Consider the following 24132-nt stretch of genomic DNA (forward strand, 5'->3'; position numbering starts at 1 on the left):
ACTAACTCCTTTTCATCATAGAAGGGATTTTTCGTGACAATAGCAGGGCTATTAGCAAGAGAAAACAGCCAAGTAACATAAAGGCCTTAGCAAAGCCTAAACTGTCAATTAAGCCGCCTGTTAGGGGAAAAATGATAATCATAAATAGGCTAAAAAACATGGTGCTGACACTAAGCATCGTCGCTCTTACTTGACTGTCCAATTGCCCTTGCAAATCATGATTGAAAATAGGCAAGAAGAAAGCATAAAGTACATCACTAATCAAATAAATCACAACATATAGCCAAATATGTTGAAAAGCTGATAACAGATACAGACAGGCAACAAGACCAGCCAAACTCAGAAGTACGGATTTAACCGGCCACTTATCACCTAAGCGACTAGCAAGAGCAACCGCACCGATGTTTAAGAGACTTGACACTAACATGATGAGACTAATTTCCCAATTGCTTAAAGCAGTCATTTCATTTTGAAAGTAAAAGTAAAACATGCACATCAAAGCCCCCATAAACTGGCTGATAAAAAGCCAGCTAAGAAGCTTGGGATTAGCCTTAAAATTCTCCCTAACAACCCTAATAATATCCACAAAGCCCAGCGCTTGGTCTCGCTTTGCTTTAATTTCTGGCTCTTTCATAGCAAAGACCAATACCATAACAATCAGCGACAAAACCATATGAATAACATATGCCCAGTCTAATAAGCCATGAACCAAAAATCCTGCAAGGACAAGACCTAGAGCTCTCGTTGCTTCACTGATACCTGATATAAAGCTGGTAATCTTTAAAAAACGATTGTCAAGACCCGCTTCCTTTACCGATTCATAAAGCATAGCAGAGCTCGTTCCTGAGTCAAAGTTGTAGGCCCATGCATTGACAATCATAGCTAGAGCATATATCCAAAAATGGCCATTCCCCAAAAGCATCATCAGGCAGGATACGATGTTTGCAAGACGACTCAGGTACAAATTGACCTTATAAGAAAAGCGGTCCGCTAGCATACCTGATGGAACTTCACTGATGAGACTGGTCCCGTGGAAAATACTCTCTAAGATCCCAATTTCAAGCAAAGTCATGCCTTTTTGAGACAGATACAGCACCCAAAAACTAGTAATGCCAAAAAAAGCCAAAAATTCTGTCGCTCCAAGAAGCGTAATATTCTTACGATAAGATGGTTTAAACATGGCTCGACCAAGCAATTTCCATATCATAATCAGCAAAAGCCTCTTCTGCTTCAGCATAAGGCAAAAGCTGATAACTTAGCCTAAGGCTATTTGCATCTAATTGAAAGGCGCTAGATCTGGTCACCATTTTTTGAATCCCCATTGGCGTCGGTATCGTGCAAACTCCTAAACTATTGGCCACAAAACGCATCAGAGACTGTGGCTTTGAAAACCGCGTCATCACCAATTCATCCGACTTAAACTTGAGAACTACTTTTTCCTTTTCGTCATTGTCATAGACCAGATAGTGATAGTCTCCTTTGAGGGTCAACTCTCCCTGGTATGCTTCATGGATGAGCTCGCACTCTGAGCCCATTTGAATCCGATTTTTGATGCTTATGTTCATTTCTATTTCCTTAGTCTTTCTTTCCCCATATTTTACCAATTTCTGACAGAAAGCACAATTTTTGTTACAATAAATACAATGAACTCTCGATAAGGACTAAACAAACGAATGGATAAAATTTTTCGTGACCCTGTTCACAATGACATTCATATCAAAAATGCTATTATTTATGATTTGACAAATACCAAGGAATTTCAGCGCCTGCGCCGTATCAAGCAAGTGCCAACCACTTCCTTCACCTTTCACGGTGCTGAACATAGCCGCTTTTCACATTGTCTAGGCGTATACGATATTGCTAGAAGAGTGACTGAGTATTTTGAGCGTCAGTTTCCTGACCTCTGGAGTCGCGATGAATCTTTACTGACCATGGTGGCTGCTCTGTTACACGATATCGGCCACGGCGCTTATTCGCACACCTTTGAATTGCTCTTTAAAACAGATCATGAATCCTTAGGACAAGACATTATCACTAACCCTAGCACAGAAATCAATGCCGTGTTGCGCCGGGTCTCCCCTGACTTTCCCGATAAGGTTGCTAGCGTCATCAACCATACCTATCCTAATAAACAAGTGGTTCAACTCATTTCGAGTCAAATTGATTGTGACCGCATGGACTACTTACTCAGAGATTCTTACTACACTGGCACTAACTACGGGCAATTTGATCTGCCCCGAATCCTTAGTAGTATGCGTCCTGGACCTAACGGAATCGTCTTTGACATCACAGGCATGCATGCTGTTGAAGACTATCTGATTAGCCGTTATCAGATGTATATGCAGGTTTACTTTCACCCAGCTAGCCGAGCTGTTGAAGTTTTGTTGCAAAATTTGCTCAAACGAGCCCGACATCTCTATGCTAAAAACACTGATTTTTTCCGGAAAACATCACCTCTACTGGTTCCTTTCTTTGAAGAAAAAGCAGAGCTTTCTGATTATCTACTTCTGGATGATGGGGTTCTCAACAGCTATTTTCAAGCTTGGATGACTAGTGACGATAAGATTTTAACAGATTTAGCCAATCGCTTCATCAATCGCAAACTCTTTGCTTCAGTAACTTATGATAAGACTAGCGCTGAGCAATTAGGACTCTTGCGTGACTTAGTAGCGGCTGTTGGCTTTGACCCTAACTACTATACAGCTGAGCATCAAAATTTTGACCTCCCGTACGATGTCTATCGTCCTGAAAGTCAAAAACCTCGTACGCAGATTGAATTGCTCAAGAAAGATGGAAGCCTGACCGAGCTCTCTAGCTTATCGCCTCTGGTATCAGCCCTATCTGGCTCTATCTTTGGAGATGAGCGTTTCTATTACCCTAAAGAAATGCTCGATAGGGATGATCTCTTTATCGCTGACAAAGAGGTCTTCCTCTCCTGTGTTGCCAGCGGTCATTTTTCAAGCCTAAAAATTTCGGATTAAAAGCACTGGGGCCTTCTGATAAGCCCCTTTTTTGCATGACAAACGTTTGATTTTTTAGTAGAATAAATGGGTTAAACTACTCGATTGATAAGGAAAAATAATGTCTATTAAACTTGTCGCCGTTGATATTGACGGCACCCTCTTAACGCAACAACGTACCATCACTCCCGAGGTCTATTCAGCCATCCAAGATGCGAAAAAACAAGGGGTTAAAGTGGTGATTGCTACAGGACGCCCAATCGCAGGTGTTCAACAATTGCTAGATCAACTTAATCTTTGCGACAAAGGAGATTATGTGATTACCTTCAACGGTGCTCTCGTTCAAGATGTGGCAACAGGTGAGGACTTAGTAAAAGAAACGCTAAGCTACCAAGATTATTTAGATTTAGAGTTCTTGTCACGTCAACTGAATGTCCATATGCATGCAATTACAAAAGAAGGTATCTATACGGCTAATCGCAATATCGGGAAATACACTGTTCACGAGTCTTCCTTGGTGAATATGCCTATTTTCTATCGTACCCCAGAAGAAATGACTGACAAAGAAATCGTTAAAATGATGTTTGTCGATGAGCCTGAGGTTCTAGATGCCGCTATTGCTCAAATCCCATCAGATTTTTTCCAAAAGTACACCATCGTCAAATCGACACCATTCTACCTTGAAATTCTCAGGAAAACAGCCAATAAAGGAACTGCTATCGTGCATCTAGCTAAAAAACTAGGATTAAGCATGGAAGAAACCATGGCTATTGGCGATGAAGAAAATGACCGCGCCATGCTAGAAGTCGTTGCTAATCCTGTCGTCATGGCTAACGGCAATCCTGAACTTAAAAAAATCGCTAAATACATCACCAAATCGAACGAAGAAAGCGGAGTCGCCTATGCGATTCGTGAATGGGTGTTAAACTAATGTTAACCTATAAAATCGGTATTTCAGCCCAAGAACATGACGACTTTGTCAAAATGAGCCAGCAAACCAATTTGCTCCAAAGCTCAAGCTGGGCAAAAATCAAGGACAATTGGGGCAACGAGCGAATTGGCTTCTATAAAGAGGATCGCCTCGTTGCTACTGCAAGCATTCTCATCAAGCCACTCCCACTCGGTTTTACCATGCTCTATATCCCACGTGGACCCATTATGGACTATCAGGATAAAGAACTTGTCGCTTTCGTCATGTCTAGCTTAAAAGCCTTTGGTAAACGTCAAAAGGCGGTCTTCGTCAAATTCGACCCTAGTCTTTACCTTCGCCAATACCTCATTGCGCATCAAGGGGAAACCAATCAAGACACTCTTGCAATTATCTCTGATTTGCAAAAGCTGGGGGTAGATTGGACAGGAGAGACCTCTGATTTAGCAGAAAATATCCAGCCACGTTTTCAAGCCAATATCTACGCGGAACATTTTTCTTTTGAAAAACTCCCTAAGCGGACCCAAAAAATCATCCAGAACGCCCGTCATAAAGGGGTAACAATTGAGTTTGGAGCCAGCAATCTGGTCGCTGAATTTACTCAACTGATGAAAAAAACTGAAAATCGTAAGCAAATTAGCCTAAGGGGACAAGAGTACTATCAAAAATTACTTGATACCTATGGTCAAGACGCCTATATTACCATGGCTCGCTTAGATGTGGTGGAAAAGCAAAAACAAACTCAAGCAGAGCTCAATAAAGCAAAAGAAATGCAGGCTACGTTTACAGAAAATACCCGAAAAACAAAGGTGGCTCAAGTCGAAAAAGACATCCTACGCCTTGAAAGTGACTTAGCCTTTTTCAATCAGCAAATCGACTCTGGTAAAACAAAGGTAGCATTAGCTGCTACCCTATCCATTAACTTTGGGACCACCTCTGAAAATATCTATGCCGGTATGGACGATGATTTCAAAGTTTACAATCCTGCGCTTTTGACCTGGTATGAAACAGCCGTCCATGCATTCCAGCAGGGGATTATCTGGCAAAATATGGGAGGCATAGAAAACAATCTAGAGGGTGGCCTTTATAACTTTAAATCAAAATTCAATCCGGTTATCGAAGAATTTGCAGGGGAGTTCAACCTACCTGTCAATTCCCTCCTCTACAAACTGACCAATTTTGCCTATAAAGTGCGTAAAAAAATCAGAGCTAGTCGCTAATAACAAGCTCAAGCAAAAAGGAGTACTATGAGTTTTACGATATTAACTGAAACGGAGTTTGAACAATTTGCCGCTTCAAAAGAGAAAACCAGCTTTGAACAATCCCTTCAAATGGCAAAACTTCGAAAAGCTCGTGGTTACCAAGTTGTTTTTCTGGGATATAAGGATGAGTTGGGAGCTATTCAAGTGGCGGCACTTAGCTATTTCCAAAAATTATTTGGTGGCCAAAAATTAGAAATCTATTATGGGCCTATTTATGCAGAAGAATCTTTTTTAGGCCTTTTCTTAGAAGCTTTAAAAGCCTATGCCAAGCAACATAAGGTCCTAGAGATTGTTCTTTTCCCATCAGAAAACTACCAAACCTTTGACAGCGAAGGGACAAGTACTTCTCCAGTCAACATTGCCCTCCTTGATTTCTACCAGACACATGGTTTTAAACACGGAGGCTTTAAAAACGGCTACGAGGGCAACCAACTTTTTTGGCACTATCTCAAAGATTTGTCCAATTTGACGCTAGAAGATTTACAGAAATCCTTCAGCAAAAAAGGACGCCCTCTGGTCAAAAAAGCCCATACCTTTGGCATCAAACTACAAAAGCTGGAAAGAGAACAGCTAACCATTTTCAAAGACATCACGAGGTCCACTTCTGAACGTCGTGAGTATAGTGACAAAGATTTGAGCTATTACCAAGAGTTCTATGATAGCTTTGGAGATAGAGCAGAGTTTATGGTAGCTACCCTTAATTTTCAAGACTACTATAATCACCTCAACCAAGACCAAGCAAAACTAGCTCAAAAACTGGCCCAATTAAATGACCGCCTTGAAAAACAACCCGAATCTCAAAAAATTCAAAATCAAATACGGGAATTTTCGGAGCAATTTGATACCTTTGAGGTCCGAAAAGAAGAAGCGCTAGCCTTTATGGCAAAATACGGCAATGACGATAAGGTTCTAGCAGGCAGCCTCTTCGTTTACATGCCACAAGAGGCAGTCTACCTCTTTAGCGGTTCCTACACTGAATTTAATAAATTCTATGCACCTGCTCTCCTTCAAGAATATGTGATGCAAGAAGCCATTAAACGCAAGATTCCCCACTACAACCTTCTTGGCATTACAGGGAATTTTGATGGCTCAGACGGCGTTCTGCGCTTCAAGCAAAATTTCAATGGCTATATCGTTCGTAAGATGGGGGCGTTTACTTACCATCCCAGACCTCTGCTTTATAAAAGTATCCAGCTTCTGAAAAAATTACTGCGACGCTAAAGTATTTGAAGCATTACCTGACATTACCTATTAAAAATGTCCCAGATAAACTTCTGTCTCTAGAAAACTGATCAGGGTCATATTCATTTTGTTAAACTAAAGCATATGAAAAGGCTAAAAGTTACTCTTTTTACAAAGAACTTTTAGCCTTTTTATCATGAATAGGTTAGCCATTTTAAACTGGTTAAACCGCTTTTCTAGACCGTTTTTTCAGAAAATTGGCTCATGTAAAGATCATGATAGAAACCTTTGTCCGCTAACAAACTGGTGTGATTCCCTTGCTCGATAATTTGCCCATCTTTAAGCACCAAGATTTTATCCGCTTCTTGAATGGTTGATAATCGGTGTGCAATCACAAAGCTAGTACGCCCTTGCATCAAACGTTTCATGGCCTTTTGAATCAAAAGCTCCAAGCGTGTATCGACACTAGACGTTGCTTCATCTAAAATCAAGATTTTAGGATCTGCCAATAGGGCACGAGCAATGGTTAGCAACTGTTTCTGACCAAGCGAGATATTAGATGATTCCTGATTCATCTCCATATTGTAACCGCCTGGTAAGGTGCGAATAAAGTGATCCACATTCGCTGCTTTGGCCGCTTGGATGATTTCTTCATCAGTGGCTTCTAAATGACCAAAGCGGAGATTTTCCTTAATCGTCCCTTCGTATAGCCAAGCATCTTGAAGCACCATACCGAATTGTTGACGATAGTCTTGACGTGAGAGGTCACGGATATCATAACCATCAACGGTAATGGAGCCTTCGGTGACATCATAGAAGCGCATGAGCAAATTGATTAAGGTGGTTTTACCTGCACCAGTAGGTCCCACAATAGCAATCATCTCCCCTGGCTTAACGTCAAGATTGAAGTTTCGAATGAGTGGTTTATTTTCCACATACTGAAAATGAACATTGTTGAAACTCACCTGACCGGTCAAATCCCCTTGCAATTTTTCTGTAGGATTTGAAAGCTCATCAGCCTCATCTAACACTTCGAAAATGCGTTCTAACGAAGACTTAGCCGACTGTAAAATCCCTGCCAACTGCGTCAAGGTTTGGATAGGTTGTCCCAACTGAAAAGTGTATTGAACAAATGCTTGAATATTACCAATAGTCATCTGGCCTGCAATGACTTGTAACCCTCCAAGAACTGCAACGATAAGATAAGCCATATCTGAAATCGCATGAAGAATTGGCATCATAATTCCAGACATGAAGCTTGCTTTAAAACCTACCTCTTGCAACTCATCTGTAATGCGTGCAAATTCCTCTGCTGAAGCTTCCTCACGGCCATAAAGTTTAAGCACGTTAAAGCCTGTTAAATTTTCCTGAACAAATCCATTCATATCTCCCAGTACTTTTGCCTGCCGTTTAAAATAGGGCTGGGATTTTTTGAGAATAAAGTGGGCTGTTAAAGACGTCAATGGAATACTGATAATAACAACAAGAGCCAGTTGAACATTCAAATACAACACCATACCGATAACTAAGGTAATCGATAAAATGGCATTAACGACCTGCAAGAAAGATTGCTGAAGGGCATTTGAAACCGTCTCTACATCGGAAGTGAAGCGACCTAGCATATCACCAAACTGATGCTTATCAAAATAAGAAATTGGAATACGGTTTACTTTCTCACTCATGTCATTACGCAAATCACGAATGCTATGCTGCACACTACGCGTGATAAAATAATTGGATCCATAAGCGCCAATCTCATAGAACAAGGCACGAACAGCATAAAGCACCAAAACCCAGAAAATATAAGAGGTATTAATACCAGCACCTGCCACCCCATTGGCCATATCAAGCAAATTCGCAGTCAATTCTGTAATGACAAGTCCCAGAACAAACGGTTCTAAAACATTCATCACTGCTGCAATCACTTTTAAGAAAATCGCTAAAAAGAGCGATGTTTTATAAGCTTTGAGATAGTGCCACAAGCGCAAAAAGACAGATTTGTTTTGCTTTTTCATCAACTAGACCTCCTCTGTTAGCGATTGATTATTGAGCTGAGAATTGGCAATTTCACGGTAAATCGCATTGGTAGCCATGAGCTCATCATGAGTCCCTCGTCCAACAATCTCACCTTCATCAAGGACAATAATCTGGTCAGCATCCATAATAGTACCTACACGTTGTGCGACGATTAAAACAGTTGCTTCTTCAGTGACTTCTTTGAGACGACGGCGAAGCTCAGCATCCGTTTTATAATCCAAGGCTGAGAAGGAATCGTCAAAAATATAGATATCAGGCTTTTTGACTACCGCACGCGCGATAGACAACCGTTGTTTTTGGCCACCTGATAAATTACTGCCACCTTCAGCCAAATGTGTGCCATAGCCTTCTTCACGACTATCGATGAATTCTTTAGCTTGTGAAACACTTGCGGCTTGATCGAGTTCATCCAAGGTGGCATTTTGTTTCCCGTACTTAAGATTTTCCTCAATCGTTCCAGTGAATAACAGTGCTTTTTGCGGAATAAAACCGACCTTCTGACGAAGCGCTTTGAGATTATAATCCTTGACATTGACACCATCGACTAAAATTTTCCCTAAGGTCACATCATAAAAGCGGGGAATGAGATTGACCAGCGAAGATTTACCAGAACCCGTCGATCCAATAAAGGCAATCGTCTCCCCAGGCTTTGTCTTGAAAGAAATGTTATGGAGAACAGGGCTTTCGGTCTCTCCAGGATAAGCAAAAGTCACATTATCAAATTCCAAGTAACCCTTTGTAGCCGTCTCGGTAATCCCATTTTCATTTTCAGAAATGGAAATAGGCATGTCCATAACCTCTTGAATACGACTAGAAGACACTGCCATCCGCGGATACATGGTAAAGAGATTCGCAAACATCAAAAATGAAAACAAGGCATGAAAAGCATACTCGATAAAGGCCACCAAGTCTCCAATCTTCAATTGCCCTTTTGCGAGTGGGTCTAATGCAAACCAGACAATCGCCACAATCATAGCAATAATAATTTGCACAAAAAGCGGCTCTGTCAAACCTGTCAGCGTAAACAGGCGTTTAGAAATGTCCGTGTAGGTTTCATTTTGCTCTGAAAAACGCTCTTCTTGAAACTCTTCACGTGCAAAAGCCCGAATAACCCGAAGTCCCATGAGGTTCTCACGGACATATTGATTAATCTTATCAAGCGTTTTTTGCTGCTTGGTAGACAATGGACGCGTTTTGATATCCACATAAGAGACTACTGCTACCAAAAATGGCATAAAAATAGCAACCGTCCAAGCTAAACTAGGACTTGTCACTAAAATCATCACTACCGAAAAGATCATCATCAAAGGAGTTACTACCCCCATACGAAGGCTCATTTCTGCAAATTGCATCAGAACATAAGCATCACTCGTCATCCGAGTCACGAGCGAAGAAACCCCTATTTTTTCATACTCTGAGTGAGAATAAGCCTGGAGCTTAGCATACATATCTGTGCGAAGTTCTTTAATCATCGTTGTCGTGAGTTTTCCTGAAGCATAAACGAGAATCAAACGTCCCAAAACCCCAAGAATAATAATCACAAACATAATGACAGTCCAGTAAGTGAGACGATTAACATCATTCTTAGTAATCCCTTCGTCAATCATACGTGCCAAAATCGTCGGCATCCCAAGATTGACCACAACAAAGAGAAAACCGCCCAATAAATCTAGGGCTAGCCACCTACGCTTATCTTTTAAATAAGACCAAATTAAATGCATCCTTTTCCTCCTCTATATCAATAAACAGTAAAAAGCACCAAGGTGCTTTTTAGAACGTAGACAAACGTTATGTTTTCCTCAAACAAGTTGAGAAGCTCTGCTAGCTTAGCAAACTTTCCTATTTTCGAGTAACCCGAGTCCGTTAGGTACTTTTTTATCGGGTAAAAGTGGCATCAATAGTGCCATTAGGCTACTGGGAATCTCTGAGATTCTGGGCTCAAAAATGAGGTAGAGCACTCCGAAGAAAGGCCTACCATTCGATTCACTAAGAAACCTAGCTTTTTATCACTCCTAAATAGACCTAGGTTCTTTTACTTACGGACTACCTTTTTATTTTAACATAATTTCTGAGATTTGATTGCCATCAACTAATCCAACTCACTCAAATACTCATAGCGCTCATATTTTGCCAACAAGTGCTCATTTTTAGCATCCAAGTCTTTTTGCAAATCTGATAAGCGGGTAAAATCACTGCCACAGGTCTGCATTTCCTCAGAAATCTGTTCAATGTCAGCTTCCAATTGCTCGATTTCTGATTCGATCGTCTCCCACTCCTGCTTTTCAAAATAAGACATGCGCTTTTTGGCTGGCTTCTCTTTGTCAGCCTTTGGTTTCTCCTTTTTCTGGTCAATAGCAGAGCTACTTTCCAAAAAGGCCTTCTCATCCAGATAATCGGTATAGTTTCCAAAAAATTCTGTCACACCACCATTTTCAAAAGCTAGGATTTTATTAGCCACCTTATCTAGGAAATAGCGGTCATGGCTCACGGTAATGACTGGTCCAGAAAAACCTGCTAAGAAATTTTCGAGCACAGTCAAGGTTGCGATATCAAGGTCATTGGTCGGCTCATCAAGGAGAAGCACATTTGGCTTTTCAATAAGAATTTTCAAGAGGTAAAGCCGTTTTTTCTCCCCTCCAGATAGCTTAGCAATCTGCGTGCCGTGACTTGAGCGAGGAAAGAGAAATTGTTCCAAAAGTTCTGAGATAGAGGTAGTCCCCACACTTGTCTTCACTTCATCTGCTACTTCTTGTAGATAGGAGATCACACGCTTACTCTCATCCATGCCCTTCAGATTTTGCGAAAAATAGCCGACACGAATGGTTTCTCCTACATCTAACTTACCAGAGCTGGGTTGCAAATCACCGTTGATAAGGTTAAGCAAGGTTGACTTGCCGACACCATTATCTCCCACAATGCCAATACGGTCACGGTTCTGAATGATGAGACTAAAGTCCTCTAAAATAGGTTTGTTAGGATATGAAAAGCTGACGCGGTCAAACTTGACCACCTTCTTCCCAATACGACTGGTTTCAAACGTGATTTCCAGATCATCCGTCACAGTCGCAGCATGTACATCTTTTTTCAAATCATGAAAACGATTGATCCGAGCTTGCTGCTTAGTGGCCCGAGCCTGCGGTTGACGCCTCATCCACTCTAGCTCTTGTTTGTAAAGTTGCTTCTTTTTGTGAAGACTTGCAGCATCTCGCTCGTCCTGCTCCGCTCTTAGTCGGACATAATCCTGATAATTCCCTTGGTACTCCGTCAACTGACTATCTGCCAACTCGAAAATTCGCGTTGCGACATTGTCCAAAAAATAACGGTCGTGCGTAATGAAGAGCACTGTCTTTTTGCTGGTCTTGAGGTAATTAGTCAGCCAAGCAATGGTATCAATATCCAGATGGTTGGTCGGCTCATCAAGAAGTAGCAAATCTGCATCACCTAGAAGCACTTGTGCCAGTTGCACACGGCGACGAAGCCCTCCAGAAAGGTCTCCAACCTTAACGGTCAGATCCGTAATACCAAGCTTAGACAGAACAGTCTTAACCTCACTTTCGATAGACCAAGCGTCCAAACTATCCATTTCCGCCATAACGTTTTCTAGACGCGCTTGATTGGCTTCAGAGTAATTACTCATAAGATTTTCATACTCACGAATCAAGGTCATCTCACGTAGATCAGATGATAAAACGGTGTCCAGTACAGACTGATTATCCTCAAAGTCAGGCTCTTGAGTGAGGTAAGAAATGGTGTAGTCATTAGCCTTTGTAAAGGGCGAAACATCACCATCAAAGCCTAGATGTCCTGATACCACATCCAGAAGCGTTGTCTTACCTGTACCATTGACCCCAATGATTCCAATACGATCAAAATCGTGAATAATAAAGGAAATATCCTTAAAAACGGTCTTATCTCCAACAGATTTGGTTAGTTTTTCGACGATAAAGTCACTCATTCTCGCTCCTTATTTTTGTCTATTATCACTCAAGCATGACGGTATAGTTGAGCCAAAACAACGAAGTTAGGCCTTTTTTACAATGATTTGATAAAAGCAAAAATCGCCTCTTTCTCATTTGCCAAGTGACCTTCCACAATGGCTTCTTCAATAGCTTTTAATAGCCGTCCCAAGTCTGGTCCAGGTTTAAATCCTAACTCTGTCATCAGCACGCCACCATTGACCACAATCTCATGCTTATCGTGAATGGCTAGGGTCTGATTCAATGCCTCAATACGCTCAAAATCAACAGACAAGGCTTGAGCCTGACGAAGTTGCTCTGCCAGAAGAATGGTCTCCTTACCATATCTGTAAACTTGTAAGTGCGTCACCTCATGCTCCAAGCGCTCCTGGTAAACCGCCACAATCTTCTCCACTTCTTTTTGGAAATGGACTGAGGTTTTCCAGTTTTTAAGAAAGGTCTTTGGTTGCTCTTCTTTTAGAGCTATTAGCACCGCTGCCCAAGCTTGTTCCGACCTTGTAAAGGTAAATGCTTGATCTAACTGATCTAACAAGCTCTGCCAATTATCATCAGTATGCGCTAAATTAGGCAAGTAGTTGTAGGCTCCTGTCCTCCTCAGCATCTCAATCCCTTTACGCCAGTATGGTGCCATCAAAAGCTTGTCAAACTCGATAAAAGATCGCTCTACCGAAATCTTACCTAGCAATGGCGCATGTGTTGTCATCGCTTCAAAGGTCTGTGATTCGATGTCAAAATCTAATGTCGCTGCAAAACGAAGGCCACGCATGATGCGAAGAGCATCTTCGTTAAAGCGCTCAGAAGCCTGACCAACTGCTCGTAAGAGCTTATTTTCTAAGTCCGATAAGCCATCGAATAAATCAATAACCTGTCCCCTATCGTCAAGCGCAAAGGCATTAACCGTAAAATCACGGCGTTTTAAATCTTCTTCCAAAGAACGGACAAAGGTCACACTCTCAGGTCTTCGGAAATCCACATAGACATCTTCTGTCCGAAAGGTGGTAATTTCATACTCCGCATCCCCATCAAGGACCAGGACAGTTCCATGCTCAATACCGACATCAACGGTCCGTTCAAAAATCTGCTTGGTTTCCTGAGGGTAAGAAGATGTCGCAATATCAACGTCATGAATCTGTCTGCCTAAGATCACATCGCGAACAGATCCACCAACAAAGTAGGCCTCAAATCCAGCCTGCTTGATTTTCTCTAATATGGGCAAAGCCTTCTGAAATTCAGAAGGCAGTTGTTGTAATTTCATTATAGTAATTTTTCCAATCCGTAAACCAATTGATCACGTTTAACAACTTCTTTGATGCCAAGATTAACCCCTCCCATAAAGGAGATACGGTCATAAGAATCATGACGAATGGTCAAACCTTCTCCTTGGGCACCAAAAATCACTTCCTGATGTGCCACCAAACCAGGGAGACGCACGGAATGAATGCGGAAACCATCAAACTCCGCACCTCTAGCACCTGATAACAATTCTTCCTCATCGTCCGCGCCTTGCTTTTTATAGCCACGCGCTTCCCGAATTAATTCTGCCGTCTTAAGAGCTGTCCCTGACGGAGCATCTTTTTTCTTATCATGATGCAATTCGATAATTTCAAGGTCAGGGAAATATTGACTCGCCTTAGCCACAAATTCCATAAGAAGAATGGCTCCAATGGCAAAATTCGGAGCAATAAGGCCACCCAACTGTTTTTGACCAGATAGGGTAATCAGCTCTGCAATCTGCTCCTCCGTAAAACCTGTCGTCCCAACAACTGGCGCATAGCCATTTTCAAGAGCAAACCGAGTGTTTTCATAAGCCACTTTAGGCATGGTAAAATCGACCCAGACATCTGCTTCTAAGCCAATCAAATCCTCTTTACTGGTAAAAACAGGCACGCCATTCAACTCGTTTTCAGTAGCAAAAGGATCTAGGAGAGCAACTAAGTCAAGGGCTGTATCGTTGTTAACCATTTCAACTGCTGTTGAGCCCATTTTCCCTTTAAACCCTGCGATAATGACTTTGATTGACATAAAAACTCCTTTTTGATTCTTATCAGAACTCCTAAGGTACACCTTACAGAAAGAAGGGATAGTAATCCCTAAACTATCGGTGTATATCCCAGTGCGATAGCTCCTTCACCCAAGTGAGTTCCAATGACAGAACCGAAGGTTGCTATATAGAGATTTTCTGTAATGCCAGCCGCATTGAGTAGAGACTTCATTTCTTCAGCCTTTGCGTCAGCATTTCCATGGATAATGGCAATATCATAATTGCCATCTTGTGTACGCTCTTTAATCACTTCAATCAAGCGCTTCATGGCTTTTTTTTCAGTTCGAACCTTTTCATAGACCATAATTTTTCCTTCCTCATCGAAGTAAAGAATGGGTTTAATCGATAGAAGGTTTCCAAGAATAGCCGAACCATTCGACAAGCGACCACCTTTGACCAAATGATTGAGGTCATCAACCATGATGAAGGCAGTTGTATCAGCGATTTGAGCTTCGATTTTAGCCAAAATAGCTTCAAACGCTAAACCTTGTTGCCCCAATTCAATAGCGTTTTTCACCATAAATCCCATTGGAATGGAGGTTATCTTGGTATCTGGAAAAGCAATGGTTAGCCCCTCATGCTCTTCTGGAAGGTATTGGATGTTAGCCCAAAAGCCTGAAATACCACTTGAGAGGAAAAGTCCCATGACATGCGTGTAACCCTCCGCCTCAAGCTTGGTTAAAAGCTCATCTAACTGGGCTACCGTAGGCTGACTCGTCATCGGCAAAGCCTTGGCTTCAGCCATTTTTTGGTAAAATTCTGAGGCCGTCAGATTAACTCCTTCGACATAAGACTGACCGTCAATCGTTACGGGAATGTCCAAAGTAAAGAGATTATCTGGCTTTTGAAAATCTTTCGGCAAGAAAACCGACGAATCTGTAATGACTGCTAATTTCATTTTAAAACTCCAAGGTAATGCCCGGTCTGTCTAGGGCAATTTCTGTCACTTCATAGGTCAGACGTTTTAACATATCAAGCAATGGGGCAGCGAGATCCTGAACCTCTTCTTGAGATAATTCAGCAGGCTCTTGAATAATGCGATTTTGGATGCGATTGCCTTGAGAAATCACACCAGAAATCACAAACTCATCCTTAACAATCATATACTGTAAACGCGCAATGAGAACCGTTTCATTTGTTTCAGTGTCACGTTTTACCAGTTGAAATGTCACTTCTGCTTTTGTTGTCGGTGCTCCATTTTCTTTTTCCCACTCAAAGTTTCTTGCGTCGTAGTGGAATTGATTGACAAATTCTTTTTCTCTTATGATTTCCATCAGTGTCTCCTCAACATCATTTCTCCTATTATACCATGACTTCAGGTAAATATAAACCTTATAAATTCTTTTTAGGATGCTTGTCTACAATTTCAGGATGCGCTAATAGTAAGGCTTGTCCTTTTTGAGTCAATGCATAGCCTCTAATCTCAAAAAGTGTTGACAGCTCTTCCTCACTATAGAGCTCCGCCATTTTCTTATCCAAATCAGCTCTTTTATACTTCGACAATCCTGCAACACCCTTAGCTGCCAAGAACTCCTTTAAGTCCCCTGCAGGTAGGTGCTTAAGCGAATCGAAAGCGCTGTCAATTTGAACATAGCCTTTGTCAATCAGCATGTCCAACTCCCTATCTGCATCAATCCCATAAGTGGTGTAAAAATATTTATGACGATAAGTATTGTTCAAAAAAGTGCCAAAAGAAATCCGCCATAACAGAATAATATGCCCAGGCAAAAAGCCTTCAGCAGTTCTTTCCATCTGACGCTTAGCAATTGGTTTTTTTAAAAGTTCTTGCTCATATTGAGGAGCAATATAGGGCATCTCAGGGTGGTCTTTATAGACTTCTTTTAAATTCTTTTCCATAGGCAAAATTATAGCAAAAAGTTCCTTGATTAGCGAGTTTTTTTGTATGATTTATAGAGCAAAGATAGGAGAATAATCAGTCAATTAGCGAAACTAATCGTTTGCCCTAAATTATCACGATTATCGATGCAAAACAGGTCGAAAAGCAATTGCTATGATACCGAAAATGCCTTTATCAAGAGAATAAAGGCATTTATGGACTATTCTAAATGATCTATCCCAGCTTTCATGCGTTCCTCACCCCACCAGTAAGGCATGAGTTTTCCCAAGGTGATGATTTCTCGTTTGTCAAAATCAAGCATGATTTCTGTCTGTGCATTATCAGCCGACAGCTGCATCAAAAATTCACGACAAGCTCCGCAAGGCATTCCTGAACCCTCTCCAAAGGGAGCTTGATCTCGAAAAGCAATAATGCGTTTTATCGCTGTCTGACCACTATCTTGAAACATATTAAAGGCTGCTGACCGCTCTGCGCAAAGGTGAAATACGCCAGCAGTCGCCTCAAAGCAATAACCGGTATAAATTTGCCCATTTGCTGCTTCAATGGCAGCAACAACATGGTTTGAATAAATGAAAGGCGAGACATAATGTGGCGCATAATGACCTTTTGCTTTCTCATACATCTCTTGCCAAATATCGTTGATGTGTGCCATACGTACTCCTCATTTTAGATATAGAAAGATATCCCCTTGCTAGTCACTCTAGCAAAGGGATATACACTGACTATATTACAAATTTTCAGCAACGCTGTTCAAGAGGTTTTGGATAGCAGACGCATCGCTACCACCTGCCATGGCCATATCCGGCTTACCACCACCACGACCTGCTACGATTGGCGCAAGGACTTTGATGAGGTTTCCTGCATGGACATCGCTTGACTTGCTTGCCACAAGGACATTGACCTTGTCACCGATTGCGGCAACCAACACCAAGACATCAGAGTAGCCTCTCTGCTTCCAGTTGTCTGCGAAGGTACGGAGAGCACCTGCATCTGAAACTTGGACCTGGCTAGCAATGTAGCGGACACCATTTGCCTCTTTAACATCTTTGAAGACATCTCCAGCAGCTGCTGCCGCTGCCTTTTCTTTCAGACTAGCGTTTTCTTTTTGCAAATCGCGGAGCTCCGCAGCCAGTGCCTCCACTTTTGTCGGCACTTGGTCGATTTGTGGCACCTTAAGAGTCTGCGCAACAGTTTTGAGAGCATCCTCGCGGTCACGAAGAGCTAGGAAAGCTTCCTTGCCTGTCACCGCTAAAATACGGCGGGTACCTGAACCGATTCCCTCTTCTTTGACAATCTTGAAGAGACCGATTTCAGCTGTATTGCCAACGTGGGTACCACCACAAAGCTCGATAGAATAGTCACCGATTGTAACCACACGGACCACTTTGCCATACTTCTCACCAAAGAGGGCCATAGCACCCATTTCTTTAGCCGTATCAACATCCGTTTCAACTGTGACAATATCCAAGGCTTCCCAGATTTTTTCATTGACTTCATTTTCAATGCGACGAAGTTCATCAGCTGTCACCGCTTCAAAGTGTGTGAAGTCAAAGCGGAGGAATCCTTCCTCGTTCAAGGAACCAGCCTGAGTTGCATGCTCGCCGATGACATTGTGAAGGGCAGCATGGAGCAAGTGAGTTGCCGTGTGGTTTTTCTCAACGCCACGACGACGATTTGTGTCGATTTCAAGTGTGTAAGTTTGACCAAGCGAAATGCTGGCAGAGAGTTCTACGGTGTGCAATGGCTGACCATTCGGTGCTTTCTGCACATCCACAACTGTTGCGACGACATCACCTGAAGCATTTTTAATCACACCACGGTCGGCAACCTGACCACCCATTTCAGCGTAGAATGGTGTTTGGTCAAAGACAAGGAGGGCTTGACCTTCTGACACTGCTTCTGTCCGCTCATTGTCCGCGATAATCACTTCCAATTTAGCATCTAAGCTATTTTGTCCATAGACAAAGGTTGAGCTTTCGGTAATACCTGCCAGGGTTTCATTTTGCATTCCCATTGAGCCACCTTTAACAACGGCTGCACGCGCACGATCCTGCTGTTCTTTCATGGCAACCTTGAAGCCTTCATGGTCAATCTTATAACCCGCATCTTCAGCCAATTCCTCGGTCAATTCCACAGGGAAACCATAGGTATCGTAGAGCTTGAAGATATCCTTACCTTCAAGAGTATCCTTACCAGCCGCTTTCAACTCAGCCAAAAGTTCCTCCAAGTGACCGCTACCAGCATCAATGGTGCGAGCAAAGGTTTCTTCCTCACGTTTAACGATTTTCTCGATAAAGTCACGTTTTTCAAGCACTTCTGGGTAGTAGCTTTCCATGATATTGCCAACTGTTTCCACCAACTTGTACAAGAATGGCTCGGTGATACCCAAACGACGACCATGCATGACCGCACGACGAAGCAAACGACGAAGGACATAACCACGACCTTCATTTCCTGGAAGGGCACCGTCACCAATGGCAAATGACAAAGCACGGATATGGTCTGCGATGACCTTGAAGCTCATGTTATCGCCGTCTGGATCATAGGTCTTACCAGAAATTTTCTCAACTTCACGAATGATCGGCAAGAAAAGGTCGGTTTCAAAGTTAGTCTTAGCTCCTTGGAAAATAGCTGCCAAACGCTCCAAACCTGCACCCGTATCGATGTTTTTATTTGGCAATTCCTTGTATTCAGAACGAGGAACAGCAGGGTCAGCGTTGAATTGTGACAATACGATGTTCCAAATCTCGATGTAACGGTCGTTTTCAATGTCTTCTTCCAGCAAACGAATGCCAATGTTTTCAGGGTCAAAATCTGTACCACGGTCAAAGAAGATTTCCGTATCTGGACCAGAAGGACCTGCACCAATTTCCCAGAAGTTATCCTCAAGCGGAATCAAGTGACTTGGCTCAACACCAAGGGCAATCCAGCGGTTGTAAGAATCCACATCGTCTGGATAGTAGGTCATGTAGAGCTTGTCTTTTGGAAAGGCAAACCATTCTGGACTAGTCAAAAGTTCAAAGCCCCACTCAATCGCTTCATCACGGAAATAATCTCCGATAGAGAAGTTACCAAGCATTTCAAACATGGTGTGGTGGCGGGCTGTCTTACCAACGTTCTCGATGTCGTTGGTACGGATTGACTTTTGAGCGTTGGTAATCCGTGGATTTTCAGGAATGACTGACCCATCAAAGTATTTCTTGAGGGTTGCCACACCAGAGTTGATCCAAAGAAGTGTCGGATCGTTGACAGGTACAAGGTTTGCGGAAGGCTCAACCGAGTGGCCTTTTGATTTCCAGAAATCCAGCCACATCTGGCGGATTTGTGCTGATGATAATTGTTTCATAATTAAGATACTAAGGGCGTTTAGCGGACACCGTCAAAATAGGAAACCTGACGAAGACGCTTGCGTCTAGGAAGTGTTTCTCTTTTTGACAAAGTCCCTAGCCCGAGTTCATTTTGAAATAAACTCGGTACCCTTTCCTTTCGTTTAGATATTTTTTAAAGTTGTTACTTAGAAAGAAGCGAGCCTTCCGGGCGGGTTCAATTCAGAAAATTATCCAAATTGAACATTTCCTTTCATATTTGATTATTTAGGGGAAAGTCCGTAGCCCGAGTTCATTTTGAAATAAACTCGGTACCCTTTCCTTTCGTTTAGATATTTTTTTAAGTTGTTATTAGAAAGAAGCGAGTCTTCCGGGCGGGTTCAATTTAACAAAACTGCTAAATTGAACCGTTTTAAAGGTTATATTATGGTTAATTTGATGCATTTTCCAACATTTCCACGTAGTCGATGGCAACGACCAAAGAAATGACCAAATCTGCAAATTCATCCTCTAGTACCCTTACCGCGTAATGAGAAGTCAGATGAAAAACTTCTTTAGAAATTTGAGCTACTAGTTGCCCGTCAGCTGTTTTCAAGCTGAAATCTAAGTCCCAGATATTCCCCTCAAGGAGTAAACCAAGATTTTCAACCCTATAGCGATCCTTGAAAAAAGTAAATGCTTTTTGCAAGTAAAAGGAATGTCCATTTGCCATATCAATGGTAAACTGAGGAAGAAAAGTCAGAAATTTCTTGGTAATCTGGCAAACTTCTCTTCCTTGAGCAGTCATTACGATAAAGCGCTTGGGAATTTCAAGAAATGACCCCTCCACTTGATAGGCAAGTTCCCCCTCACTATCACGAATCTCAAATTTTTCACCACCAAAGGTAAAGCGCTGTTTCACTTGAAATTGCTTCATGATAACCTCCAAAAAAATAACAAGAAACCAAACGAAGGGCGAAAAACCGCGGTACCACCTCCATTCAATGACTTGTCATTCTCATTTTTTATCTGTAAGCTGAGGACTTAGTAGCAAGATAGACTGATTTTTATGGCTCGCATCAACCGCCACTTTTCTGAAAAAATCCTTGCCTATCTATTCTAAACCTTATTGAGCAGTTGTTGCTTCTGTACTATCAGAAGACGTTGCTGTTGTTGTTTCAGAGACTGTTGTCGTCTCGTTTGTTGCCGCATACTGTGACAAAATGGATGAGAAGGTCTCATCTTTAATCTTGACATTGGCTTTCTCCAAAGCTGCTGCGATAACCTTGTTTTGGAAACTTGCATCTGCAGCTTTCTCTGCCAAATAAATCTCTTTCAAGCGGTCTTTGTAAGTCTTCCAGTCAGCATCTTTTTCTGACTTAGCAATCATTTTAACAATGTAATAGCTAGTGGTATAAGTGCTTGTATTGACTGCTGAAATCACCTCTGATGTTGCACCATTTTCAAGCGTAGCCATGGCTGTCAAGACTTCTTGTGGCAACTCTGTACTTCCTGAATCTGCCGTATAGTCGATTTTGCTAGCATTGACTGATTTTTCTGCAGCAATCTTAGCAAAGTCTGCACCTTCAGCAACCGCTTCGGCACGAACCGTGTTAGCTGTTTCTTGATTATCCAATTGAATAACTTGGAAGGTCATTTCAGGTGTGTAGCTATCATATAAGTTTTTATAAACGTCATCGGTCAACTCTTTTTCAGCAGTTGTTTTAACCGCATAATTCAAGAGCATCTGTACACGAATCTGCTGTTTATAAGTTTCAGGTGTCATGCCATTCATGGCCAAGACTTGCTGGAAGGAAGCACCATAAGCTTCGACTTCTTTATTGTAAGCTTCATCTGTCTCTTTAACAGTGACTTTATCACCGTACTGTTGCTCAAGAACGCGTTCCAAAATCAGAGTCAACATGGACTGTTGGGCTCCTTGAGTTGATTTGACTTGCTGATAAAAATCAGAAACCGTAATATAGTCACCTTTCATGGTAACTAATTTATCACCTTCGCTTGTTTTACTTGTGCAGGCAGCTAAAGTGGCCACTGACAATAGGGTCACAAGACCTGCAGCAATTTTTTTCTTCATGTGATGTGTAACTCCTCGTTATTTATCATTAACTCAACCATTATACCATATTTTCTTAAAAATGGCTTAATCAAAATCAATCTGCTCTGCATTTTTCCGAATCATCAAGAGACCATCACTAAGCGGAATAAGACTAGCAGTCAAATCAGGGTGATTGAGGGTCTGGTCAAACAAACTGTGTAAACCGCGGTAAATCGTGCGCTGACCGCGGCGAACTTCCTGAATAGGTTTGGCAATATCTCCACCTTGGAAGATGTCATCAAAAACAATGACACCTCCAACCTTGAGGCGTTTGAGAACTTCGGGTAGAAAAATGACGTATTTGGACTTGGCCGAATCCATAAACACAAAGTCGTACTCGTCTTCTAGGGTCGACAGAAGATCCACAGCGTCTCCTTCAAGAAGCTTTATCTGCTTCCTAGTATCATATTTAGCAAAATTGTCCTTTGCAAAAGCAATCATTTCCTCATTACGATCAATCGTCGTGATTTTTGCTTCTGGTGCATATTCAGCCATGAGAAGAGCTGAAAAGCCAATAGCCGTTCCTATCTCAAGGATACTCTCAGGTTGCAAGGTCTGCATCAACAATCGAAAATAAGCCACCACTTCATGTTGAATGATTGGAATATTCTCACGGCGTGCAAAGGCTTCAAGTTCGGCCAAATGCCCTTTATTTTGCTTTTGATGTGTACGCATATAGTGGAGGACATTTTCCTTGACCACCGGACGGCGCATGTTGTGATTTGCATTTTTACTATACGATTTAACCATAGCATTTATTCTATCACAAAAAGGGCCAACAAGTCACTTAGTTGATTGATTTTTTGGTTAATGGCTGACGCGGGCTGATGGAGATTGATCGACTTGATGCCAGCATTTTCAGCCACCTTGACATCCAGGCTGCGGTCACCGATATAGTATGTACTGGCCTTATCCAACTGGTATTTTGTTACCAAATAATCAATACCTTCAGGATGAGGTTTGCGCTCAAAGCCATTAGCTGAGGTTACCACTTCTGTAAAGTAGCCATCAATACCTAGATCTTTCAGCACAGCATCTGTCGTAGCTCCCTTATGCGTGTAGATGAAATGCTGAATACCTGCTTTCGTCGTCTTTTCCAGAACCGCTTTTGCCCCAGGCATGAGGGTAACGAGATGATCACGCGCTTCTTGTTCTTGGCTAAAAAATGCTTTAAGCTCTGACCAATCAATCTCATCTTGCGCTGCGATTTCTCTCAAAAGTTGCCCGACCGAAGTCTCAATGATGTAGGCCATTATCCTATCACGATCAAAAGGCAATTGGTAATGAGCATAGGTCACCTCCAAAGCCTGCTCGATAGCTTCGTAAGAGTCTGCCAAAGTTCCGTCAAAATCCCAAATAAAAGTCGGTCTAGTCATTTCTCTCCCTCAGTCTTAACCCAATAACGACAAATAGTCTCCCCTGCCATGAATGGATTTGGAAAATCTTCTTCCACGGCAATAGTATTTTCCAGTTGCCCACCAAATTTTTCAATGGTCTTGCGACTAGGAAGGTTATTGTTATTTGTGGTAATAAGCACTCGCTCAACGCCTCGCTGATTGTATTTTTCAAGGGCAAAGGCTAAGAGTTTAGTGATAACCCCCTTTCTGCGGTGCTTAGGTGATGTCACATAACCAATATGCCCACCTACTCTTAATAAGTCTCCTTTTTCAATTTCCCAACGGCAGGAAATTTTCCCCAAAATCTCCCCATCTTCAAAGGCGTAGTAACTGGTTGATGTTGACCAGTTAGGGTCATCCGTCTCTGTCTCCTGACGGTGTGATTTTTCCACAAAGGCTTGGAAATCCTCAACTTTTCGTGTTTCAACAAAGCTATTTCCCGCTTCTTTTTCAGCCAACAATAAGGCCTGAAAAGCGCGAAAGGCTTGCTCATCTGTGAGCTCAATTCGTCTAATGTCCATCATAATATTACCTCATATTTTGCCGTTTCAACAAGTTTCCCCTGAAAAGCTATTTGAAAAATCCCTAGCAAGTTTCCCCCTGCCTTCTCTGCGGTTTTACGACTAGCCATATTGTCCACTGCCATTGCAATGTAAATGCTTCCAACCTCTCTTTCGCGGTAACGTTCCAATCCGTATGAAACAAGCTGAGAAGCTATGCCATTGCCACGAAAAGACGGTGCCACCATGTAGCCTAAATGACCCAAAGTCTGGCAATCTGGATGGTCAAAGTCCCAAAAACAACTCAGCAGTCCCACGATTTCGCCATCAATAAAGCCATAAAATCGGGTATAGGTAGACCAAGTTTGACCTTCTTGTCTTGATTCCGACAGATCACTTTGGCGAACAAAGCTTTCAAAATCGCCCGTCTCACGCCACTCGGTAAAAGGATTCACTTTAGCATCTTCAAGCATAGCTTTTTCAAAGCGCTCAAAAGCTTTCTGATCTGCTACAGTTAACTGACGAATCTCCATATTTTTCTCCTTTAGACACTTCCTAAACGGTGCCTT

The 24132-nt window shown here is 42.1% G+C and carries 22 protein-coding genes; 4 read left to right on the forward strand and 18 right to left on the reverse strand.

What is annotated here, in order from left to right; all coding sequences use genetic code 11:
- Nucleotide 1: 1 nt before the first annotated feature.
- Complete coding sequence (locus G575_RS0105155; RefSeq protein WP_027971773.1) at nt 2-1180, reverse strand: MFS transporter; 1179 nt, start codon at nt 1178-1180, stop codon at nt 2-4.
- Nucleotides 1173-1565 carry a YwiB family protein gene (locus tag G575_RS0105160; protein WP_027971774.1) on the reverse strand — a complete coding sequence of 131 codons (393 nt, stop codon included), beginning with the start codon at nt 1563-1565 and terminating at the stop codon, nt 1173-1175. The genes G575_RS0105155 and G575_RS0105160 overlap by 8 nt, the downstream gene beginning before the upstream one ends.
- Nucleotides 1566-1673: 108 nt before the next feature.
- Between G575_RS0105160 and G575_RS0105165 the strand changes: the two genes are divergently transcribed.
- The 4 genes from G575_RS0105165 (at nt 1674) to G575_RS0105180 (ending at nt 6371) form a co-directional block, all read left to right on the forward strand.
- The gene (locus G575_RS0105165) at nt 1674-2981 is read left to right on the forward strand and encodes an HD domain-containing protein (RefSeq protein WP_027971775.1); all 1308 of its coding nucleotides are present in this window, start codon (nt 1674-1676) and stop codon (nt 2979-2981) included.
- A gap of 100 nt (nt 2982-3081) precedes the next feature.
- Entirely contained in the window at nt 3082-3891 is an 810-nt protein-coding gene (gene yidA / locus G575_RS0105170) for a sugar-phosphatase (RefSeq protein WP_037622720.1), read from the forward strand.
- Nucleotides 3891-5108, forward strand: coding sequence for an aminoacyltransferase (locus G575_RS0105175; RefSeq protein ID WP_027971777.1), 1218 nt, complete (start codon nt 3891-3893; stop codon nt 5106-5108). The genes yidA and G575_RS0105175 overlap by 1 nt, the downstream gene beginning before the upstream one ends.
- Before the next feature lie 27 nt (nt 5109-5135).
- A complete protein-coding gene (locus G575_RS0105180; RefSeq protein ID WP_027971778.1) occupies nt 5136-6371 on the forward strand; it encodes an aminoacyltransferase in 1236 nt (411 codons plus the stop codon).
- Between the two features lie 197 nt (nt 6372-6568).
- Here G575_RS0105180 and G575_RS0105185 read toward each other — a convergent pair whose 3' ends face one another.
- The 16 genes from G575_RS0105185 to G575_RS0105260 form a co-directional block, all read right to left on the reverse strand.
- On the reverse strand, nt 6569-8347 hold the full coding sequence (locus tag G575_RS0105185) for an ABC transporter ATP-binding protein (RefSeq protein WP_027971779.1): 1779 nt from the start codon (nt 8345-8347) through the stop codon (nt 6569-6571).
- Between the two features lie 3 nt (nt 8348-8350).
- On the reverse strand, nt 8351-10090 hold the full coding sequence (locus G575_RS0105190; RefSeq protein WP_027971780.1) for an ABC transporter ATP-binding protein: 1740 nt from the start codon (nt 10088-10090) through the stop codon (nt 8351-8353).
- 368 nt (nt 10091-10458) lie between these two features.
- On the reverse strand, nt 10459-12324 hold the full coding sequence (locus tag G575_RS0105195) for an ABC-F family ATP-binding cassette domain-containing protein (RefSeq protein WP_027971781.1): 1866 nt from the start codon (nt 12322-12324) through the stop codon (nt 10459-10461).
- A gap of 77 nt (nt 12325-12401) precedes the next feature.
- Complete coding sequence (locus G575_RS0105200) at nt 12402-13601, reverse strand: CCA tRNA nucleotidyltransferase (RefSeq protein ID WP_027971782.1); 1200 nt, start codon at nt 13599-13601, stop codon at nt 12402-12404.
- Nucleotides 13601-14368, reverse strand: coding sequence for a 4-hydroxy-tetrahydrodipicolinate reductase (gene dapB, locus G575_RS0105205; RefSeq protein WP_027971783.1), 768 nt, complete (start codon nt 14366-14368; stop codon nt 13601-13603). The genes G575_RS0105200 and dapB overlap by 1 nt, the downstream gene beginning before the upstream one ends.
- A 68-nt stretch (nt 14369-14436) precedes the next feature.
- Nucleotides 14437-15285, reverse strand: coding sequence for a DegV family protein (locus G575_RS0105210; protein ID WP_027971784.1), 849 nt, complete (start codon nt 15283-15285; stop codon nt 14437-14439).
- Between the two features lies 1 nt (nt 15286).
- On the reverse strand, nt 15287-15661 hold the full coding sequence (locus tag G575_RS0105215) for a DUF1149 family protein (protein WP_027971785.1): 375 nt from the start codon (nt 15659-15661) through the stop codon (nt 15287-15289).
- A 58-nt stretch (nt 15662-15719) separates the two neighbouring features.
- Complete coding sequence (locus G575_RS0105220) at nt 15720-16244, reverse strand: hypothetical protein (RefSeq protein WP_037622722.1); 525 nt, start codon at nt 16242-16244, stop codon at nt 15720-15722.
- Nucleotides 16245-16444: 200 nt separating this feature from the next.
- The gene (locus G575_RS0105225) at nt 16445-16897 is read right to left on the reverse strand and encodes a cytidine deaminase family protein (protein ID WP_027971787.1); all 453 of its coding nucleotides are present in this window, start codon (nt 16895-16897) and stop codon (nt 16445-16447) included.
- 75 nt (nt 16898-16972) lie between these two features.
- Nucleotides 16973-19591 carry an alanine--tRNA ligase gene (gene alaS / locus G575_RS0105230; RefSeq protein ID WP_027971788.1) on the reverse strand — a complete coding sequence of 873 codons (2619 nt, stop codon included), beginning with the start codon at nt 19589-19591 and terminating at the stop codon, nt 16973-16975.
- Nucleotides 19592-20001: 410 nt separating this feature from the next.
- A complete protein-coding gene (locus tag G575_RS0105235; protein WP_027971789.1) occupies nt 20002-20487 on the reverse strand; it encodes an LURP-one-related/scramblase family protein in 486 nt (161 codons plus the stop codon).
- A gap of 189 nt (nt 20488-20676) precedes the next feature.
- A complete protein-coding gene (locus G575_RS0105240; RefSeq protein ID WP_027971790.1) occupies nt 20677-21645 on the reverse strand; it encodes a peptidyl-prolyl cis-trans isomerase in 969 nt (322 codons plus the stop codon).
- 66 nt (nt 21646-21711) lie between these two features.
- Nucleotides 21712-22416 (reverse strand): O-methyltransferase, encoded by a 705-nt coding sequence (locus G575_RS0105245; protein ID WP_027971791.1) that lies wholly within the window; start codon nt 22414-22416, stop codon nt 21712-21714.
- Nucleotides 22417-22421: 5 nt separating this feature from the next.
- On the reverse strand, nt 22422-23042 hold the full coding sequence (locus G575_RS0105250; RefSeq protein ID WP_027971792.1) for an HAD-IA family hydrolase: 621 nt from the start codon (nt 23040-23042) through the stop codon (nt 22422-22424).
- Entirely contained in the window at nt 23039-23584 is a 546-nt protein-coding gene (locus G575_RS0105255; RefSeq protein ID WP_027971793.1) for a GNAT family N-acetyltransferase, read from the reverse strand. Before G575_RS0105255 ends, G575_RS0105250 begins: the two co-directional genes overlap by 4 nt.
- On the reverse strand, nt 23584-24096 hold the full coding sequence (locus tag G575_RS0105260) for a GNAT family N-acetyltransferase (RefSeq protein ID WP_027971794.1): 513 nt from the start codon (nt 24094-24096) through the stop codon (nt 23584-23586). Before G575_RS0105260 ends, G575_RS0105255 begins: the two co-directional genes overlap by 1 nt.
- Between the last annotated feature and the right edge of the window lie 36 nt (nt 24097-24132).

Origin of the sequence: Streptococcus plurextorum DSM 22810 (genome assembly GCF_000423745.1) — a bacterium.
GTDB classification, from domain to species: domain Bacteria; phylum Bacillota; class Bacilli; order Lactobacillales; family Streptococcaceae; genus Streptococcus; species Streptococcus plurextorum.

Coding starts and splice junctions, on each gene's coding strand:
- G575_RS0105155 (WP_027971773.1), bottom strand. CDS start 1,180: ATGTTTAAACCATCTTATCGTAAGAATATTACGCTTCTTGGAGCGACA.
- G575_RS0105160 (WP_027971774.1), bottom strand. CDS start 1,565: ATGAACATAAGCATCAAAAATCGGATTCAAATGGGCTCAGAGTGCGAG.
- G575_RS0105165 (WP_027971775.1), top strand. CDS start 1,674: ATGGATAAAATTTTTCGTGACCCTGTTCACAATGACATTCATATCAAA.
- yidA (WP_037622720.1), top strand. CDS start 3,082: ATGTCTATTAAACTTGTCGCCGTTGATATTGACGGCACCCTCTTAACG.
- G575_RS0105175 (WP_027971777.1), top strand. CDS start 3,891: ATGTTAACCTATAAAATCGGTATTTCAGCCCAAGAACATGACGACTTT.
- G575_RS0105180 (WP_027971778.1), top strand. CDS start 5,136: ATGAGTTTTACGATATTAACTGAAACGGAGTTTGAACAATTTGCCGCT.
- G575_RS0105185 (WP_027971779.1), bottom strand. CDS start 8,347: ATGAAAAAGCAAAACAAATCTGTCTTTTTGCGCTTGTGGCACTATCTC.
- G575_RS0105190 (WP_027971780.1), bottom strand. CDS start 10,090: ATGCATTTAATTTGGTCTTATTTAAAAGATAAGCGTAGGTGGCTAGCC.
- G575_RS0105195 (WP_027971781.1), bottom strand. CDS start 12,324: ATGAGTGACTTTATCGTCGAAAAACTAACCAAATCTGTTGGAGATAAG.
- G575_RS0105200 (WP_027971782.1), bottom strand. CDS start 13,601: ATGAAATTACAACAACTGCCTTCTGAATTTCAGAAGGCTTTGCCCATA.
- dapB (WP_027971783.1), bottom strand. CDS start 14,368: ATGTCAATCAAAGTCATTATCGCAGGGTTTAAAGGGAAAATGGGCTCA.
- G575_RS0105210 (WP_027971784.1), bottom strand. CDS start 15,285: ATGAAATTAGCAGTCATTACAGATTCGTCGGTTTTCTTGCCGAAAGAT.
- G575_RS0105215 (WP_027971785.1), bottom strand. CDS start 15,661: ATGGAAATCATAAGAGAAAAAGAATTTGTCAATCAATTCCACTACGAC.
- G575_RS0105220 (WP_037622722.1), bottom strand. CDS start 16,244: ATGGAAAAGAATTTAAAAGAAGTCTATAAAGACCACCCTGAGATGCCC.
- G575_RS0105225 (WP_027971787.1), bottom strand. CDS start 16,897: ATGGCACACATCAACGATATTTGGCAAGAGATGTATGAGAAAGCAAAA.
- alaS (WP_027971788.1), bottom strand. CDS start 19,591: ATGAAACAATTATCATCAGCACAAATCCGCCAGATGTGGCTGGATTTC.
- G575_RS0105235 (WP_027971789.1), bottom strand. CDS start 20,487: ATGAAGCAATTTCAAGTGAAACAGCGCTTTACCTTTGGTGGTGAAAAA.
- G575_RS0105240 (WP_027971790.1), bottom strand. CDS start 21,645: ATGAAGAAAAAAATTGCTGCAGGTCTTGTGACCCTATTGTCAGTGGCC.
- G575_RS0105245 (WP_027971791.1), bottom strand. CDS start 22,416: ATGGTTAAATCGTATAGTAAAAATGCAAATCACAACATGCGCCGTCCG.
- G575_RS0105250 (WP_027971792.1), bottom strand. CDS start 23,042: ATGACTAGACCGACTTTTATTTGGGATTTTGACGGAACTTTGGCAGAC.
- G575_RS0105255 (WP_027971793.1), bottom strand. CDS start 23,584: ATGGACATTAGACGAATTGAGCTCACAGATGAGCAAGCCTTTCGCGCT.
- G575_RS0105260 (WP_027971794.1), bottom strand. CDS start 24,096: ATGGAGATTCGTCAGTTAACTGTAGCAGATCAGAAAGCTTTTGAGCGC.